The sequence below is a fragment of the Polynucleobacter arcticus genome (assembly GCF_013307205.1).
Taxonomy (GTDB): Bacteria; Pseudomonadota; Gammaproteobacteria; order Burkholderiales; family Burkholderiaceae; genus Polynucleobacter; species Polynucleobacter arcticus.
On sequence record NZ_CP028940.1, the window covers coordinates 1711537 to 1729078 of the forward strand.

The 17542-nt window shown below is 42.6% G+C and carries 15 protein-coding genes and 1 tRNA gene; 2 read left to right on the top strand and 14 right to left on the bottom strand.

Features of this window, described 5'->3' with window-relative positions:
• Positions 1 to 116: 116 nt before the first annotated feature.
• On the bottom strand, positions 117 to 1415 hold the full coding sequence (locus tag DN92_RS08730; RefSeq protein ID WP_173960870.1) for an alpha/beta hydrolase: 1299 nt from the start codon (positions 1413 to 1415) through the stop codon (positions 117 to 119).
• A 175-nt stretch (positions 1416 to 1590) separates the two neighbouring features.
• On the opposite strand from DN92_RS08730, the gene DN92_RS08735 reads away from it, so the two are divergent.
• Complete coding sequence (locus DN92_RS08735; RefSeq protein ID WP_173960871.1) at positions 1591 to 2364, top strand: hypothetical protein; 774 nt, start codon at positions 1591 to 1593, stop codon at positions 2362 to 2364.
• A gap of 52 nt (positions 2365 to 2416) precedes the next feature.
• Here DN92_RS08735 and DN92_RS08740 read toward each other — a convergent pair whose 3' ends face one another.
• The 6 genes from DN92_RS08740 to DN92_RS08765 form a co-directional block, all read right to left on the bottom strand.
• Complete coding sequence (locus tag DN92_RS08740) at positions 2417 to 3277, bottom strand: Brp/Blh family beta-carotene 15,15'-dioxygenase (RefSeq protein WP_173960872.1); 861 nt, start codon at positions 3275 to 3277, stop codon at positions 2417 to 2419.
• Complete coding sequence (locus tag DN92_RS08745; protein ID WP_173960873.1) at positions 3277 to 4437, bottom strand: lycopene cyclase family protein; 1161 nt, start codon at positions 4435 to 4437, stop codon at positions 3277 to 3279. Before DN92_RS08745 ends, DN92_RS08740 begins: the two co-directional genes overlap by 1 nt.
• Positions 4438 to 4455: 18 nt before the next feature.
• Positions 4456 to 5370 (bottom strand): phytoene/squalene synthase family protein, encoded by a 915-nt coding sequence (locus DN92_RS08750; protein WP_254598384.1) that lies wholly within the window; start codon positions 5368 to 5370, stop codon positions 4456 to 4458.
• Position 5371: 1 nt separating this feature from the next.
• The gene (gene crtI / locus DN92_RS08755; protein WP_173960875.1) at positions 5372 to 6841 is read right to left on the bottom strand and encodes a phytoene desaturase family protein; all 1470 of its coding nucleotides are present in this window, start codon (positions 6839 to 6841) and stop codon (positions 5372 to 5374) included.
• 13 nt (positions 6842 to 6854) lie between these two features.
• The gene (locus DN92_RS08760) at positions 6855 to 7814 is read right to left on the bottom strand and encodes a polyprenyl synthetase family protein (RefSeq protein WP_173960876.1); all 960 of its coding nucleotides are present in this window, start codon (positions 7812 to 7814) and stop codon (positions 6855 to 6857) included.
• A 67-nt stretch (positions 7815 to 7881) separates the two neighbouring features.
• Positions 7882 to 8673, bottom strand: a complete 792-nt coding sequence (locus DN92_RS08765; protein ID WP_173960877.1) for a bacteriorhodopsin-like — start codon at positions 8671 to 8673, stop codon at positions 7882 to 7884.
• A 731-nt stretch (positions 8674 to 9404) separates the two neighbouring features.
• On the opposite strand from DN92_RS08765, the gene DN92_RS08770 reads away from it, so the two are divergent.
• Positions 9405 to 9881 (top strand): Dps family protein, encoded by a 477-nt coding sequence (locus DN92_RS08770; protein WP_173960878.1) that lies wholly within the window; start codon positions 9405 to 9407, stop codon positions 9879 to 9881.
• Between the two features lie 153 nt (positions 9882 to 10034).
• Here the strand turns inward: DN92_RS08770 and DN92_RS08775 are convergent, their stop codons facing one another.
• The 7 genes from DN92_RS08775 to DN92_RS08805 all read right to left on the bottom strand — a co-directional run bounded on the left by DN92_RS08775 (position 10035) and on the right by DN92_RS08805 (position 17541).
• The gene (locus tag DN92_RS08775) at positions 10035 to 10637 is read right to left on the bottom strand and encodes a nitroreductase family protein (protein ID WP_173960879.1); all 603 of its coding nucleotides are present in this window, start codon (positions 10635 to 10637) and stop codon (positions 10035 to 10037) included.
• Positions 10638 to 10856: 219 nt separating this feature from the next.
• On the bottom strand, positions 10857 to 11345 hold the full coding sequence (locus DN92_RS08780; protein ID WP_173960880.1) for a pyridoxamine 5'-phosphate oxidase family protein: 489 nt from the start codon (positions 11343 to 11345) through the stop codon (positions 10857 to 10859).
• 135 nt (positions 11346 to 11480) lie between these two features.
• Complete coding sequence (locus DN92_RS08785) at positions 11481 to 11882, bottom strand: hypothetical protein (RefSeq protein WP_173960881.1); 402 nt, start codon at positions 11880 to 11882, stop codon at positions 11481 to 11483.
• A gap of 339 nt (positions 11883 to 12221) precedes the next feature.
• Complete coding sequence (locus DN92_RS08790; protein ID WP_173960882.1) at positions 12222 to 13085, bottom strand: carotenoid biosynthesis protein; 864 nt, start codon at positions 13083 to 13085, stop codon at positions 12222 to 12224.
• 1140 nt (positions 13086 to 14225) lie between these two features.
• Positions 14226 to 15296: a flavodoxin family protein gene (locus DN92_RS08795; RefSeq protein WP_173960883.1), complete on the bottom strand. Its 1071-nt coding sequence runs from the start codon at positions 15294 to 15296 to the stop codon at positions 14226 to 14228.
• Positions 15297 to 15540: 244 nt separating this feature from the next.
• The gene (locus DN92_RS08800) at positions 15541 to 16965 is read right to left on the bottom strand and encodes an aldehyde dehydrogenase family protein (RefSeq protein WP_173961313.1); all 1425 of its coding nucleotides are present in this window, start codon (positions 16963 to 16965) and stop codon (positions 15541 to 15543) included.
• Between the two features lie 499 nt (positions 16966 to 17464).
• A tRNA-Ile gene (locus DN92_RS08805) sits at positions 17465 to 17541 on the bottom strand.
• Position 17542 lies beyond the last annotated feature (1 nt).

A 17542-nucleotide genomic window follows, 5' to 3' on the forward strand; every position in this document is an offset into this window, starting at 1 on the left:
AAACACTCGATAGATATCACTTTGTCAGACTCAACTTTTGAGGGCTACGAAGTTAACTCATCGAAGCCCTCAATGATATTAAATCTAGCCTCGCAAATATTGGTTTTACGATAGATCTAGCTCTTTGGGCATCCATTTGCTAATGGCTTTCCAGCAATACGATCCTTCACCCACTCAAGATACATGGGCGCTGAAACAGCGGGAGTTGTAAAGTGGGTTTGCTGTCCGGGGAGTTGATTTCTGGCAACGTGTGCACCCATTGCGCACATCTGCTTTTGATAAAGCTCATGCATGATTGGAGGGACCGCAGTGTCTTTCGTACCCCAGTAAATCACCACAGGCGCTACTGGTTTCACCGGTTTCACACTACCATCCACAAATGCTTTTATCCATGCCAAAGAATTACTAGTCTCAGGCTTTAACAGCGATTTATAGTTATCTCCGTAGGCATAGTTCAATGTATCAGCCATCACATGGACGCATTTATTTCGTGATAGCTTATCCACAACTGTAACGCCTTCATCCGTAAGCATATCCGTCAGCTGCAGACTAGGGAATGCAGCCTGAGTACCCCAAAGACCCATCACATAGTGCGCAAATAAAAATACATTGGGGACGTTGGCCTGTGTAAAGCCATTCATGAGTTTTTTTGCAGCCGCCTCATCTGTGGGTACATTCGGCAGCATGACTGCCAAATCCTCTGGAGCCAATGCAACAAAGCCAAGGTATTGCAGATTATCTGCGGCAGTGCCTTGAAGATCTAAATAGTCAGGCACGCTTGCAGCAGCAATAGCGGCTCCACCGCCTTGTGACCAACCATACACTATCGTTTTTTTACCGGCACCCGCCTCTTTCATAGAGCTAGCCGCTCTTGCAGAGTTAATTACATCTCTGCCATTGGTTTGTGCAACCGCATATTGATGCTTACCACCGCCGCCCAAACCCTGATAGTCGGTAGCCACAACTACATAACCTTGATCTATAAACTGTTGACCATTCGGAATTCCAAAATCGGTCCACGAGTCACCATCCGTCAAAAAGTGCTGATTGAGTGAACGAGTGGGATCAATGATTTGGGATGGGCCACAATTTTGTGCCGAACCGGTTGTGCCGTGCGCCCAAGCCAAAATAGGTCTGCCCTCTTTTGGTGTCGTACCAATAGGAACAATGATTGTTCCAGTGGAGATGGTTTTACGCCCCACAACATCGGAAGAAATGTAAGCAATCCTCCATGCTCGCGCACCTTTAAGGGTGGTTTCTATTTTTTCTTTCTTAATGACTTGCCCCAATTTACCCTCGGGAGCCATTTTCATGACGGAGGCGTAAAAAGGCGGCATTGGTGGATCGGCATAAACCACTGAATAATTGAGGCTCATCAGCGAAGCCAAGGCTAAAGTAGAAAGAAATTTTTTCATAAAAAAACCTGCTCGGGACTTAGATATTTAATATTAATAAATATATTAATCGAATCAGATTACTCATTGGCAAAAACCCGATGGCCCAAATACAAGGTTTGAGGAAATATGAGGGCGGTCACTCAAATACAGTCTTGAGGGTTTTAAAAGGGTATTTACCTATAATTAAGCCGTAATGCTCATTCTTAAAATCACCATCGTTCCCCTCTTTATTGGCTTAATTACCTTAGCGGGTCGTAAGTGGGGTTCTGGCGTTGCGGGTCTCATGGGTGCTTTTCCAGTGGTAGCGGGGCCTATCATCACCTTCATTGCACTGGAACAAGGTACTCAATTTGCAGCGCTAACCTCCATATCTGCAATCTCGGCTACAGCTGACCTACTGATATTTGGCCTGGTCTATTCTTGGGCATGCATTCGTCTAAGTTGGCCATTAGCCCTCATTGCTGCCTTAATAGCGTGGTTCATGTTTGCTCTCGCTTTAGCCATGACCTCTCCAAATCTGGGCATGTCCTTAGTCATTGCCGCAATCTCTTTAGTTATCACACCATTTTTACTGCCCCGTATTCAACCAACTGCCCCGCCCAAAACCAAATTACATGACCTTCCTTGGCGTATGTTGGTTGGTGCTTTATTAACTTTCTCGGTAACTACTTTAGCCGCTACCTTAGGTGAGGTTTGGAGCGGGATCTTGGCAGTTTTTCCAGTCATTGGATTAGTGCTCGCTGTATTTACCCATCAGACTTTAGGGCCCGCTCATGTCACACAGGTTTATCGGGGAATGGTCAAAGGCCTCTATTCATTTGCAGCATTCTTTTTAACATTTACCCTTCTACTAACAACAACATCTATTTGGTTGGCATGCCTAACATCGATAGTGGTAGCCATCATTACTCAGGTCATTGTGCAATTGATTGCTAGGAAGATTGCAAATCGGGGTGTGACTAGTTAAAGGTCTTATGGTTAGAGGCGCATCATCTTAAGACTACCAAAATCTAAAAAAGTTATTGCTGGTAGCGAACCCGATCGATCAGCAACATGTGAGGTACTGTTAATGCTGCTAAACCTACAAATACCAGTCTCAATAGGCGTTCATAGTTAGGTAGTTCGGGCAAATAAAACCAAGCCAATAAGGCAATGAAAATCACGCCCAACATCGGCCCCAGAGACACTAGACCTAGTTTCATGAAATTCAAACCAGAGTAGGCTCCAGTGCGCATCATATGTCTCGAGCTATGCATGCCGCAGAAATACAGCGTAAATGAGACTAGTGGAGAGGCTAAGGTAGATAGAAGCGCTACCGCGAGTATTTCCAATCCAACGAGCCATCCTCTATTGAACTGAAAATAGATGCCGATGAGAATTCCCACTAGCCAGGGCCAAGCTAAGACATGTAAGAATGATGCAATCTGCAATCCAGCATCTGCATCCAGAATCAAAGAGAATAAATTTTGCATCTCTTCAAAGTGAAAAATCGTTGGCAGAAAAATCATGGATCCACCATATAAAACCCGGGTCACTCTAGGTACCTGGTCATTTAAGTCCCTAGAAAAGTGCATGACTGAGAGCAGCAAAAAGCTACCCATAAAAAACAGCGGCAACTGCCACCAAATAAAAACGACAAGCATGGATAAGGCTAAGTAAACAATGACAAATTTTGTCCAGTCTTGCCAACTTTTTAACAGCAGTAGTTTTTGGGCGAAAACAGGATCTAGTGCGCCATGCGGAACACCAAAAAAGAAGATGAGAGCAGCAAGGATAACTAGGGAAATAGTGGGATTAGCTGGCACAAGCAACATCGAAGTCAGAGCTACGACAATCGCAAGCAAACTAAAAAATAAACCCTGCATTTGAATCTTATTCATTAGTGGCGGGAGATTTTCAAAATCTCTTTGAGGAAAGGGGTGGCTGGCAAAGCCTTAACCACCGAAAGATAATCCAGCAAACTTCCTTGATCAGATAAAAATCGAACTACTCTCTTGCAATCCACCCTGGAAAATAAGGCCATGAATAGCGATGGCCCTAATTCTGGATTATTCCGAATCACATTAAGAAAGATGTCATCCATTTTTCGCAATAAGAAAAAGTCTTTGGCATGGGTAGTTGGCACACCAGATTGAGATAAGGAATTTGCACACTGCACAGCCCAATGCTGAATTCTCTGGAAGGCATATCCCGTTGCAGGTCTTGCAGCGCCGGCCGTTAATCCTGCACGAATATAAGATGGATGGGCATCAGGAGTGCTTGAGGAGATATCGTCAATAGCAAGTCCCATCGGAATCATTCCCGACTCTTTCCTGAGTATTCTGTAACCTTGACTACCAATGTACTGGGCCACTGACTCTTCAAGCTTATCCACTAAATCATCCTCAAGATAAGGCTGCTCTGCAAACACCGTAAATTCAATTAAAGCCCTCTTCTCTGATTGCGGTAATACATAGTTAAAACCGACGAACTCCGAGTTTGCCTTGTAAAAATCCATCAGGACTGCCGTATTGGGATCAAATCTAGCTTGATCGCATTCAATCTCATACCCCAGGAATGATTGCCACAGCTTGGTGCGCTTTAAATCATGCAATGCTTTAGGTCGAGTATCCACTACCGATTTAGTACGCAGTTGACCAAAAGTAGTTTCAAAATACCACCAACCCTGCTGCCATTTAGGTTCTTTTAATAATGACGAACCCATCCTCAGATCAAGCAATGGGTTCAATGCAATCGATTGAAGGGCTTTCTCATAAAACCGATCCGAAGATAAGATTTGATAAGGGGCAAAGGAGCAGTCCAAAGAAATTGCTTCTTTTTTTGACTGAATGGTTAATTTGCTCCATTCATGATTGACCAAATCAGAATAGGCATTCTCTTGCTGCCCCCAAAAACACCAAGTTCGATCATTCTCATAAACCGTTCTCTGCTCCAGTAAAAGCACTTTTGGAGCCCGCTCCTTCATCTTGGCTAGCTGCACCCCTAGACTGAGGCCAGCACATCCAGCTCCAATGATCAGCAGATCTAGATCAGTTTGCATTAATTGAAATGAGCTAAATTATGAAGAACTTTGGCTTAATAAAGCCCGATGAAGATGTGCATCGTGCTGCTTGGGTCGCCGCCAGAAGTTGGGGCTCAGCAATGAGGATGCTAAAGCTTGAACAGTAATCACGATTTTTCTTGGCGTAGAGACCACAATACGGCGATGCCAGTACTCATAATTTTGGTTTTTCAGCTCTCTGCCAATTTCTCTATAAACACGAGCTGCCACTAGTATGGATAACCTTGCCTCCAGCGGCAGATAAGGGAGCCCCTTTTCACCACTTGCATAATATTTTTCTGCGCAATCGAGTAAGTTCGCCACAGCACTCTGGATCAATTTTTTTTGCTGCTCATTGGGGTCTATGAGTGCAATTGGCTCGAAATCCTGAACTAGGTTGGCAGGAATGTAACGTCGATTAGCTAAGGCATCTACTTTTACATCACGGCAAATATTGGTGATCTGCATTGCAATACCAAGATCAATCGCGAACGGGTAAGCAGCCTCATCATGCGTATCTAGTGCCTTACTCATCATCAGCCCAACCGTTCCTGCAACCTGATAGCAATACCTTAACAAGGCATCTTGATCTTCTATTCTGACCAATTGCGTATCAGAATCTACGCCCGCAATTAAATCCAATACGATCGATTTATCAATCTGACATTCATTCAACAAGCTCAAGCCATCATTTAGAACTTCGTTATCTGAATGCTCCAAATTAAATGCATTTCTTGCTTCTAGTAACTTTTGCCTAGATACGACAACGGAATTCTCTTCATCCCCTAAGTCATCAATATAACGACATAAACGATAAAGGCGAGTAGCGCGCTCTGAATGAATTTTTCCCAATAAACGGCGAGCCCAATGAAAGCTCCTTCCCTTGTTGGCAAGGACACTTTCAGCACTTGAAAAATTGGTTTGAGTGCCCACTTTATTCAATACTTGGTATTAAAGAGTCAATCACTTTGGCCGAGGAAATCACCCCAGGCAAACCAGCTCCCGGATGAGTGCCAGCGCCGACCACATAGAGATTTTTCAATCCCTCTGCCCGGTTATGAAAGCGAAACCAGGCTGACTGGCTAAATAAGGGGGCAATTGAAAATCCTGCGCCGTGCTCACTCAAATAATTTTTTTCAAAATCTTTTGGTGTCATATAAAAATCTTCGGTAATCGTTTGAGTCAGATTTGGCAAGATCGTTTTACCAAGGGCATCAACTATTCGATCACGTAATTTTGGACCCTCAATTGCCCAATCTTGCTGACCCAATAAGTTTGGCACTGGGCAAAGAACGTAAAAGCTATCGCAGCCAGCAGGTGCGAAACTGGGATCTGTTGCCGTAGGACGATGTAAGTAAAGAGAAAAGTCATCCGACAAGATCTTATGATCAAAAATATCTTTCAGTAGGCCCTGGTAACGCTTTCCGAGCCAAATAGTATGGTGAGCTACATCGGGATAGGTTTTAGTTGTCCCGAAGTACAGAACAAATAAACCCATAGAAAATTTCGGTTTATTCGCCTTAAAACGCGTCATCCAGGATTGTTTTTTAGGCTCAACCATACGACGATAAAGATGGGCGGGATCGGCATTAGACACCACGATATCGGCTTTCAATGTTTGACCGCTTTCTAGTGTTACTCCTTTAATACAGCTATCTTCAATCACTAGGGATTTCACAGTCTTACCCAACTGAATATCAATGCCTTGACGCATCATTAAATTTTCAAGGGCAACGACGATCGCATTCGTACCACCCATAGCAAAGTGAACGCCATAAGCCCGCTCTAGATAATGAATTAAGCCATAAATACTGGTTGTATCAAATGGATTTCCGCCAACCAACAGAGGCTGAATAGAAAAAGCTTGGCGTAATTTGTCATTCTTGAGGTAATGAGTGACTAGTTGCCAAACCGTTTTATAACTCTGCAGTCGAACCAGTCTTGGGATCTGCTTTAACATAATCCAGAAGCTATCAAAGGACTGGGCCGATAGTTCCGTGAAGCCCACAGCAAAGATACGCTTCGAATGCTCCAGTAGGCGCAAATAGCCATCGCAGTCAGCAGGCTCAATTCTCTTAATTTCTGCTAAGGTTTCTTCTAAAGTGCCGCCATAGTCAAAATGCTCACCATCGGCATATTCAAACCGGTACCAAGGCTTTAATGGAACTAAATTAATGTAATCAGCAAGCTTTTCATCGAAAAGCTCAAAGAGCTCGTCAAATAAGAAAGGTGCCGTAATGACGGTAGGACCAGCATCATGACGAAAGCCATTACGTTCAAAGGATTGCGCCCTACCCCCCAATTGATCGGTCCGATCAATTAAGGTCACTTTGTAACCCTTTGCTTTCAGACGCAAAGCGCTGGCTATTCCTCCAAATCCTGCGCCGATGACTATGGCGTGCATATCATTCTCTCTATCAATGAAGCGCCTTTACTAGACCGCTGATGTTTTTAGTACATTCCTCTAGCAGTTGGCCTGATTGTGATGGCAACTGAACTAAAGAGAGCTCAGATCTTTTGAGATGCTTTACTGCAATTTCCTTAGCTGCTTCAACAGGATCAAACGAAATATCTAATCCATGATTCAATTGCTCAAATACAGAAATAATGTTGAGGCGCTCACCGCCATTCACACCCTGTAGAGAGTCTGTTGAAGCATCTCTCAAGTCATCAAAGATCTGAAATCCAACCGCAAAATCCTTACAGGCCTGGTAAGCAGTCTGCATACTTTTGTCATGCCCACCAAGTAAGAGGACAAACTCTAATGGCAGGCTTAATAAAGCCCCTGACTTAGCCATAACAACCTCAAGATAGGCCTCTAAAGTCAATTGGTCGCGCGTAATCGATAAATCAGCAGATTGCCCATAACTTGCCTGAGCCACTCTCTGATGCATGATCTTGAGCATTTGGGGTAGCACGTCAGATTTGCTGACTTCAGCAAGGACAGCATAGGCAGCGGATAAATAGAAATCACCGCAGCAGATTGCGGTATTTTTGCCAAACTTACTCCACACTGACTCGTGACCACGGCGGAATTGATCCCCATCCTGAAGGTCATCATGAATTAGCGAGGCGTTATGCAACAACTCAACGGCAGCTGCAATACAAATAACGTCATGATCATCAAGGCCAATAGCCTTTCCCGCACTTAAAGCAATACGCGCTCTGAGTCTCTGCCCTCCGGAGCGTAGGTGATACTCAATTGCTTCATTCAAAACAGCAGATCCCTCTACATTCCTCTCAAAGCCACCAACTAAGGCATTGAGCATGCAGTCTTCCACTTTTTCCAATAGAGCATCTGGTTCGCTATTTAAATAGCTTGGATCTTCTTCAGCTGAAAAAGTATTACAAATTTCTAGTTGAACGTTTTGAGTCACTTTGTTTCAGCCTAGGAAAAAAAATCTCCGGGATTAACCGGAGATTTTTAGATACAGAAGAAAACGATTAGTGCTTTGCTTCAGATTCAGTTACTGCAACATTCCAAATAATCAAACCAAATGCAATCTTATTCAAGACGTCAGCAAGGTTATAGATGATATTCAGAGCAGCAGCGCTGTCTGCAGGATTGCTACCTGTAAGGTAACCGAAGAAGTAACCGATTGGATAAATTGCCCAACCAATTGTCACAATCCAACGCATTGTATTGAATGCTGATTGAACTGATTTTGGCGCGCTATTTGCATTAATTTTGCTGGCTTCGCCTGCAAAGATTTCATACAAAATGTATGCCCAACCGATCATACCGATGATGAACGCAGGCCATACAGCTAAGTAGCCGGCTTCGCCAACATAACCACCAACCAACATTACCAAGGTACCAATCATCAAGCGCCAGAAAACACCACCTGGAACTTTTGCGATTGCTGAAAGGATCAAGTAGAACTCAATCATTAGCAGTGGTACTGTGATCAACCAATCGATATAGCGATAAACCGTTGGTGTTGAACCTGTTGCCACCCACACATCACGCATGTAGAAGTAATGAACTGCAGCAATTAAAGTTACAAGGCCTGAAACAGTTAACGACGTCTTCCACTTAGGAGAGACACGGTCTCTTTCTAAAAAGAAGAATGCAGTGGAAGCAACTAATGCCATTGAAATCAACCAGAAGGAGATTCCAACAAAGTCATTTGGCTCCAAAACAGCAGATGCTAATACTGGGGTGCTAGTAAGACCTAATGCCAAACAAGTGCCTAGAGCGATTTTCGCTTTTGACGAAACGGATTTGAAATTCATGATTTCTCCTATGTGGTAATTCCAACTCGTAATGTACACAAAAAAACAAAAGTGCGCTCAAGTCTAGATAGCCCACGTCAAAGAAAGTGCCTCTAGGCGACTGTAAAGGGGGAATAAAACATAATCTTAGGGTAAGTACCCACTTAACAGACCCCTCTTGATACAAGCTAGCCCCACTAATTAAGATTGGTATACGTACTGCAGGAGAGCCCCATGGGATTTGAAACAATCCATAAGATGCAGCCCAAGTTTGTGGGGTCAGCGCAGAGAGGAGGGTTAATTTTGCAAAGCCCCCCTCGCCAGTGTTGATCAAAGAAATGGATGACATTCCTAGTTATCTAATTATTAGATTATTAAGTTCAATATAATTCATTGGACTGATAATTCAAATTCATACAGAATCACTTCACAGCACTAAAACAAAAAAGGAGTGAGAAATGAAAAATCGCCATAACTTATCCGAGGAACTGTATTTCCTCAATCACCAGTTTGAGCAAGATTTAGCCACATTCTTTGGTAAATTCTCTGGCAAACGAGATCAATCATGATGACTAACACCTTAAGAAACCTTGGGCCGATACGTTTAGTCATCGGCCTCACGGTAAACCTTGCTGGACTAGCAATTGCTACTAGTCAATACTTATCACATCATCGTATCTATTAGCCAAAGAATAGCGCATGATGCTATAGCGAATTGTTAACGAAGTTATTACAAGAAACAGGTATATAAAATGAGTATAAAAATTGATATTGGTATTAATGAAAAAGATCGTAAAGCCATTGCAAAAGGATTATCAGAACTTTTAGCTGATAGCTATTCCCTCTATTTAATGACCCACAACTTTCATTGGAATGTGAAGGGTCCGATGTTTAATACGCTTCACACGATGTTCATGGCTCAATATACCGAGCAATGGGCCGCACTGGATTTAATAGCCGAAAGAATTCGAGCGCTTGGAGAGCCAGCACCCGGAACCTATAAAGAGTTCTCAAAGCTCAGCACCATCAAAGAAGTTGATGGAGTACCAAAGGCGATTGATATGGTTAAGCATCTTGTAAAAGCCCAAGAGGCTGCATCGAGAACCGCTCGTAAGCTTTTTCCCTTAGTAGAAAAAGCAAATGACCAACCAACTGCTGATCTACTGACTCAACGACAAGATATTCATGAGAAAACGGCTTGGATGCTCAGAAGCCTTTTAGAAGATTAATCATATTAATCTTGGCCCGCAAAGAAAAATAGTCCAGTAAATAGTCTATTTTTTCTTGATTGCCGGTGGCTCTGGAATGTAGAAAAGGCGCCTAGGCGCCTTTTCTGTCACTACCTCTTGCTAGTCTAGCTAGCTTGAACAGGCCGTAATAATTTAAAAATGATTTTCAATCATCATTTCTGACTTTGGAATGAAGCCAGGTTTAGGCCATGCTGGTTTAACTCCTTTACCAATCACCAGCATCGCTGCAATAGCATAGTCTTTTGGCAAATGAATCAATTCGGCCACCTTATCAAAATCAAAGCCTACCATTGGGCATGAGTCATAGCCCATCGCCTTGGCAGACAACATCATGGTTTGAAGCAGGATGCCAGCTGAACGCATTGCCTCATCTCTTTGTAGCTGCTCATTACCAGAGTAAAAAGGATGAATCCAAGGAACCAAAATATCTTGAGCTTCTTTGGGGGCATTAACCCAATATCTAGCAGGATCCTTATTCCAGGCCTTGGTATCTACAGTCAATACAAATAGCAAGGAGCCATCAGTAACCTGGGCTTGATCATGAGCCGCTTCACGCAACTGAGCCCTCAAGGCCTTGTCGGTAACATTAACTAAACGCCAATGCTGAATATTAAAAGATGATGGTGCTTGCATGGCAAGTTCAAGCAATTGGTCGGTTTCTTGCTCAGTAAATTGATGGGCAGGGTCAAAGTGCTTAACAGCTCTGCGCTCACGAATTGCGTCAAACGTATTCATTTATTTCCTTATTGGGATTGAAGAATTGATCATAAGACAATTTTTTAAAATAGGCTTGATCTCTAAAGAGAGTTAAGAAAAATTTAGGCGGCCCCTTAAAAGACAAACCCCCACTATTTCTAGTGGGGGTTCATGTTCGGCACCTATTTTGATTACAAAGATGATCGATGAGAATCTGCCAGGAACCGTATTGTCAGTTTATTGGAGGCACAATGCGACTTAGCTCATATTGACTTTGGAATGCTGGTGAGCATCTGGTTGCGGTCTTTCTCCAGCAACGTAGGCTTTGGCAGCTGCATAAACATATTTTAAGCCCTGGATACCGGCATTGTCCCAAAACTCCCCTTCGCTTGCAGTAAATCTCAGCAAGGCAATATTGGGATCAGTCTTGCCGAGCGGAAACCATACTTTCCATGCTTCTTTCCACAATTGCTCAATTAAATAGAGATCATGCTCTACGGCTAGCTCACCACTTACCGTAGCGAACTTCCTAGTACTTTGAAAAGTCAGCATGGCATGAGGATTGGCATGAATTTCCTCCACCTTAACTGAATTGAGATCAGTCAAAAGATACACTCCCATATCCTCATCTAGGCTTGCAATCGCCATAGGTCGCGCATGAATGCCATGTGTACTAAAAGTTACCAGCATGGCTTCGTCAAAATCTTTGACTACATCATATAAATTATTTTCTTTGCTCTTGTCCATGAATACCGACTCCTTAATCTTGATAAATTAAAAAATTTAATTTAATCACCACCCTAAAGAATCGCCCAGGAAAAACTGTGCGCTAGCCAACATACTGATAACCTAGAACTAGCACGTCATATCATTTCAAATTCTTTATTTCCAATTGATATTAATTTTCTTATGCTCACCATTTTTCACATAAAAACTATTCACTAATTTTTGATTACCAAATGTGGCTTCAGAGGAATATTTACCAGGCTTTAGGTCTAGCAAGATTAGCGGCCCATCCACTTGGCGAGAGAGTAATTGGACTCCGTTGGCGTCTTTAAGCAGCAATACAATATTCGATACCCACTCAGACTTATTGGCATTGGTCTGGGAAAATTCTAGCAATACAGGCCAATGCTTCGCTTCCATTTCGATCGCATTAGACTCACTCAGCCCCACACCACCTTCAATAAAGCGAATTTCATTTGATACTTGTAGTGGGGGTAATTGGGCCATCGATAACAATGGCATTAACGCTAAATACAAACCAACAATATATCTTTTCATTTTCTTTATCCTCAATTTAACCAAGTTCATCAAACCCTAAGGTAGCAAAAGAGAAATAGGTTGTATGTCTGCTGCAAGACATGATCAGCGAGAAAGATAAAAAAAGACCTAGGAATTTCTTCCTAAGCCGCTATTTTAATTGGTGGAAGCACTCGGACTTGGGTCAGAGACCATAGTAGACCCGTATAAACCAACGATCAGCAGATGGTCGGCAGTGGGGTTTAAGACAATGTGCAGTCAATTTTATTATCAATGATCGATGATTGAATTCATCGAAATAGATAATCAAGGTAATTTATAGCCATACGCATTCATCATTGAAATCGGCCAGTCGTTTCCTTAACGTAAGTTTGTATTGCTGCGCACTTTGAAAAAAGCCAAGCAGACCACAAATAGCATCGTAAATAAGGCTACAAGCCCCAAAGTTTCATACAGCGCTTTTAGGGGCCAAACTTGAGAGCTAGCATCCGTAACGGTACCGTTCACAGCAAAAGCCGCAGCCATGATGGGCTGAAGAAAAATAGACCCATAAAGAAATATAGGAAGATACCAGCTCGACTTATAGCCATCCAAGGAGCTTTGCTCCACCTGTTTTGCGCGAATTAAATAGAGCGCCCAGAGTTGGAATATCGTATAGACGCAAAGAAACCAGCCCAGGAAATTGGAGAAGGGAACTCCAAAATAACCACCACCGTCACGCCAAATCCATTGATGGTCAACTGTAGATGACGCTGGATCAATAGTCATATCCCACATCACCATAATAAAAGCAGCAATCACAGGAATAGCCAACAGCGAAGAAGAATCAATTTGTCGGTCTAGCTTATCCAAAAGCACATGAGATAAAACCCAAGCGAGGTAACACACACCAAAATAGGCGGGCATGATTAATAGTGGAACAGTCCCTAATTTTGGACCCAGTTCTGCTGTGTACACATAATGTCCAAAAGGAAAGCCAGTTGCGATACTCATTGACTCGTAGCACCAACTGACAACGCAGGTAATAGCAAATATCACACCAAGCTTGCGCCAACCGAATCGCTGGGATCCATGTATCAATGCAAACAGTAATCGAGCAAGCGTCCCGATAATGCCTATGTCACCTGCAAAGCTAGCTGCAGATGGCATTGCACCAATTACGGAAAGGGCAATGGAAAGACCGACTAGCAGCCAGAGAATGAGTTCATTAGTTTTATTAGGCACAGCAACTCCACAGAGATATTTGATAGGCCGGGCATTAATTAAGCCCTAATTTACTGGTAAATATTCTATATCAGCGAAGCACTTTCCGACCAATACTGATAAGCAACATTCCATCAGTAGCTCACTGCCCCCCCCTAAGAGCTCCATATTTATTGTGGTTTATGCGGTAGATGCGTAGAAATTGCCTACACACAGCAAAAAATAGGGAAACCAAGGAATTTCCTTCTAAGTCTTTGTGTTCATTGATGAGCCCACCATGATTACTAGATGCTATGGCGTCTATTTGTTGGTGCGTAGTGTTTTGCATAGTTAAATAATCTATGCCGCAGCTATTTAGGTTACAAATGTAGAGACCATTGCTTAAATCTCCTAAAGCCGGCTAAGCTATGGGCTGTTGAGTAATTTAATGCCACAAACATAGCCGAACTTAAATTGATAACCATAGAACATCATTCAAAAACGTATGAATTTAAGACGCTTGATGAAGCTATGGAATGGGCTAAGCAGCTAGGTGAATTTGTTACGATTAAATGTAACGATCTAGAAATTGCAGGTAAGTTTGGAGCAGACGGTATCACTGGCGGCAAATTCCCAAATGGTGAAACTTATACATGGAAGAAACGCAGAAAACATTAGAAGACTGATTGATTTTCATCATCCGTAAGGCGGGTATATTATCCGTTACTCGCTAGAGCTTAGTCTTGAGCGTTACATAAAGTTAGTCACAAAAGACAAAACCCCCACCATTTCTGATGGGGGCTTACTTTTCTGGTGAGCCCACCAGGACTTGAACCTGGGACCAAAGGATTATGAGAACAGAAGCCCTTAATAGTGCCATATAAACAGGTGGTCTGCAGGTGGTCAGTATCGACATGCAAGCAAATGTGTAAGCAAATTCAGGGAACTAAAACAAGTGCTAGCTCACTCTTTGGTTTCGAAAACCACAGAATTTTGGAACAACCATCTAGCACTTCGTTGCTCCAAAGTAGCTTTAGGTAATTAATGATCGTTACTTAAACTAATGGTGCAAAAGATTAAATCTCATCTTTTATGCAAAAGGCTAGCTTTTTATCATCTTAGATTAAGCCTAGATTTGTAAATTATGTGATGAGGGTTACGTAACATACCCTGTCTGCTAAATTATTTTACTCGAGGTCTATTCAAATTTTTATCGGGTTGACTTAGGGTGCCATTCCTTAGTTGATTAACAGCGACCGCTACAGCTCTCGCAACATTACGAACCTCTTCTTGAATATCAAGATCTTGGTCAAGTACAGAATGACTTTGCGCATAAGATTGATAGTATCCAATCATACGGTCTAACCGCGCACCTGCTCCCGCATCTACTAAACCCATCCAGTCAAGCCAATCAGACAGTGATCGACGAACACCTTCAATGCCAGCTACATCCCCATGGACTACCAAGCCATAGACTCGACCCGCTAAATGTTTTGGATAGTCCCATCCTGCAGTTTCCATTGCTTTAGCTTTCTCGGCATTTTTTCCATGAGTGGTTGTAGGGTCGGGATTACCGCCATCAGCACAAACTAGACGATCGATCATAAGCTTTAGAACGCCAGGTGCTTGATACCAATAGACTGGGGTAAGAATAATGATGGCATGAGCAGATACCCACTTCTCATAAATTTCTGCCATCCAATCGTTAGCTTGGCCTTGACCATGGTTTGGGTAGCAACTACAGGGCCAATGGCATAGGGGCATGGCAGTAGATACACATGCTTTACATGGGTAAATATGTTTGCCATAAGAAGAGTTGAGTAAGCTTAGATCAAGTAGATCTACTTCAATTTTCTCTGCCTGTAATATTTCCTGCGCAATACTTGTGAGTCGCCAAGTTTTTGATACTTCGCCAGCACAACTTCCATCATTTCGCGCCGAGCCATTAATCAGCAGGACTCGAGAAGGGGTCTGGGATTCTTTTTGAAGTGCCTCTAACCTCGCAAGACGTTGACTACTAACCTTCCATTCAACAGAAAGATCATAGTTAGGATCTGCAAAATTTGAGCCTGCTTTTTCCGTTACTGGCGCTTTACGACCTTCATGATAGTTTGTCCAGGCGACCTGCTCTACTTGTTCCAGCGCTTCCTTGACTAGATCAAATGAAGGATCAGAAAACGATCGCCGAAATTGCATATGAAACTCATCTCGACCCAGAGGTGGTGGAGCTTGTCCAGTGCGGGGCTTGTTCATGAGGTCTCCTAGATCGATTTAACTACTTAACTTGATTGCGCGGATATATTTCACAAGAGTTTCCTTAGATGTATAGGAAGCCAATGCACCTAAGGCATAAGGTAATTTTGGAATTGCATATTTCATAATTTTTTCTATCTAAAATTGATGAGAACTCTTTTGTCCAATAGTATTGCGGGGTAGTAATGACTCTAAAAATGTTTAGTAAATTTATCTGTCTGTTAACAGACATATGGTACGTGTGTTATGTGGGCATTTGGTATGACTTCAATTCTAAAAATTCTTCAATACCAAACTTTCCTAATTCACGTCCAAAACCAGATTGCTTAAAACCCCCAAATGGAGCCAACATATTAACGATGCCTCCATTAATATCGACTTGGCCTGCGCGGACCTTCTTGGCAACATTGAGTGCTTCATCAAGATTCGCACCCCAAACTGCTCCAGCCAAGCCATATAAAGTTGAATTAGCAATCTCTATGGCATGATCCACATCTTTATATTTTATGATAGCAAGAACTGGACCAAAAATTTCTTCTTGAGCAATGGTGTGTTCAGGATTTACATCACCTAATATGGTTGGTGACACAAAAAATCCTTGGTTTATCCCTTTAGGCATCGTTGCACCACCCGCTAATAAGCTCGCCCCCTGCTCTATTCCTTGCTTGATATAGCTTCGGACTCGCTCTTGCTGGACCTTTGAAACCAAGGGGCCTAGTCTCGTAGACTCCACCATTGGATCACCTAATATAAACGACTTTGCTTGATTAACAGCCAACTCACAAATCGCTTCGTAATCATTCTCATGAACTAAAAGTCTTGTCAAAGCTGAACATGTTTGCCCTGAATTTAAAAAGCATGAATTTACAGAGGATTTTGTAGCCTTTATCAAGTCAGCGCCAGGCAGAATGATGCTCGCTGATTTCCCACCAAGTTCAAGTTTTACCCGTTTAATTTGGCCAGCCGCCTGGGCCATGATGGACTTTCCTGCTCTTGTTGATCCAGTAAAAGAAATTAAATCCACCTTGGGAGCAGTAATTAAGTATTCTCCAACTAATGGCCCTCTTCCAAATACTAGATTGAAAAGTCCTGCCGGAGCATTAACTATTTCAAATACCTTTGCTAATAAGATCGCGTTTAAAGGCGTGACTTCCGAGGGTTTTAATATTACCGTACAACCACTAGCAATCGCTGGAGCAACTTTTGCTGCAATTTGTTGTAATGGATAATTCCAGGGTGTGATGGCAACAACTACACCCGTCGGCTCTCTAGTTATTATGGAGTTCCCAATCCGCTCTTCCCATGTAAATTTTTCAAGCTCTTGTGCGGTTAATTCAAATGTAGCAATTGGCGCATCTACTTGTTCTTTTTGAGTCGCTTTTAAAGGCATTCCTAATTCACTAGCGATTGTGTTTGCCAATTCTTCTTGCTGCTCTTTTAATGCTTTGGCAATCTTCCTAAGTAATAAGACTCTTGTTTCTATAGAACTCTGTGACCAGGTTATATAGGCTTGATATGCAGCTTGTACCGCACGAGAAATATCTTCTTCTGAACATGAGGTCACCCTAGCAATGATTTGCTCAGAATACGGATTAATTACGTCAATGATTTCAGATCCAGTACTTTTTTGCCATTGTCCATCTACAAAAAATTGGGTATGTTGTTGTATGCTGTATGTATCGGTGAGTTTAGGCATACTTCAGCCTAATTAAACCTACATGCGATGTCTGTGCAGTCAAATACATAAGCAAGCAGTAAAACTCGACTGGGTTAAGTAAAGTAGAGAAAATGAAAAAGCCTACCGAATGAACCAACCCCCGAAAATTGGACAGTCTAGCTACGTTAGCACGAGGGATTGAGGCCGGCAATCAACCAGGGCCTAAGAATTTCCTATCCTACCCCTGCACTGTTACTTAAAACGACATGAAATATCAAATAACACCAACCACACCGCCTTTATCAGTCCAGTCAATGTCCTTTGTTTGGTTGGGCCATCTTTGCCTGTCAATGCCGAATCCCCCGTAAGCGATACCCCTATCCTTTTAGCTGAGTCATCCGTTAATGAAATGTCTGCCAATTTTTCCAGCGGTATCAGATTGCCATGACCAAAATATTTTCATGTGCAAATTGTAAAAAAATACCAACCCGAAGGTTGGTATTTTCATTTCTGGTGGGCCCACCAGGACTTGAACCTGGGACCAAAGGATTATGAGTCCTCTGCTCTAACCAACTGAGCTATAGGCCCG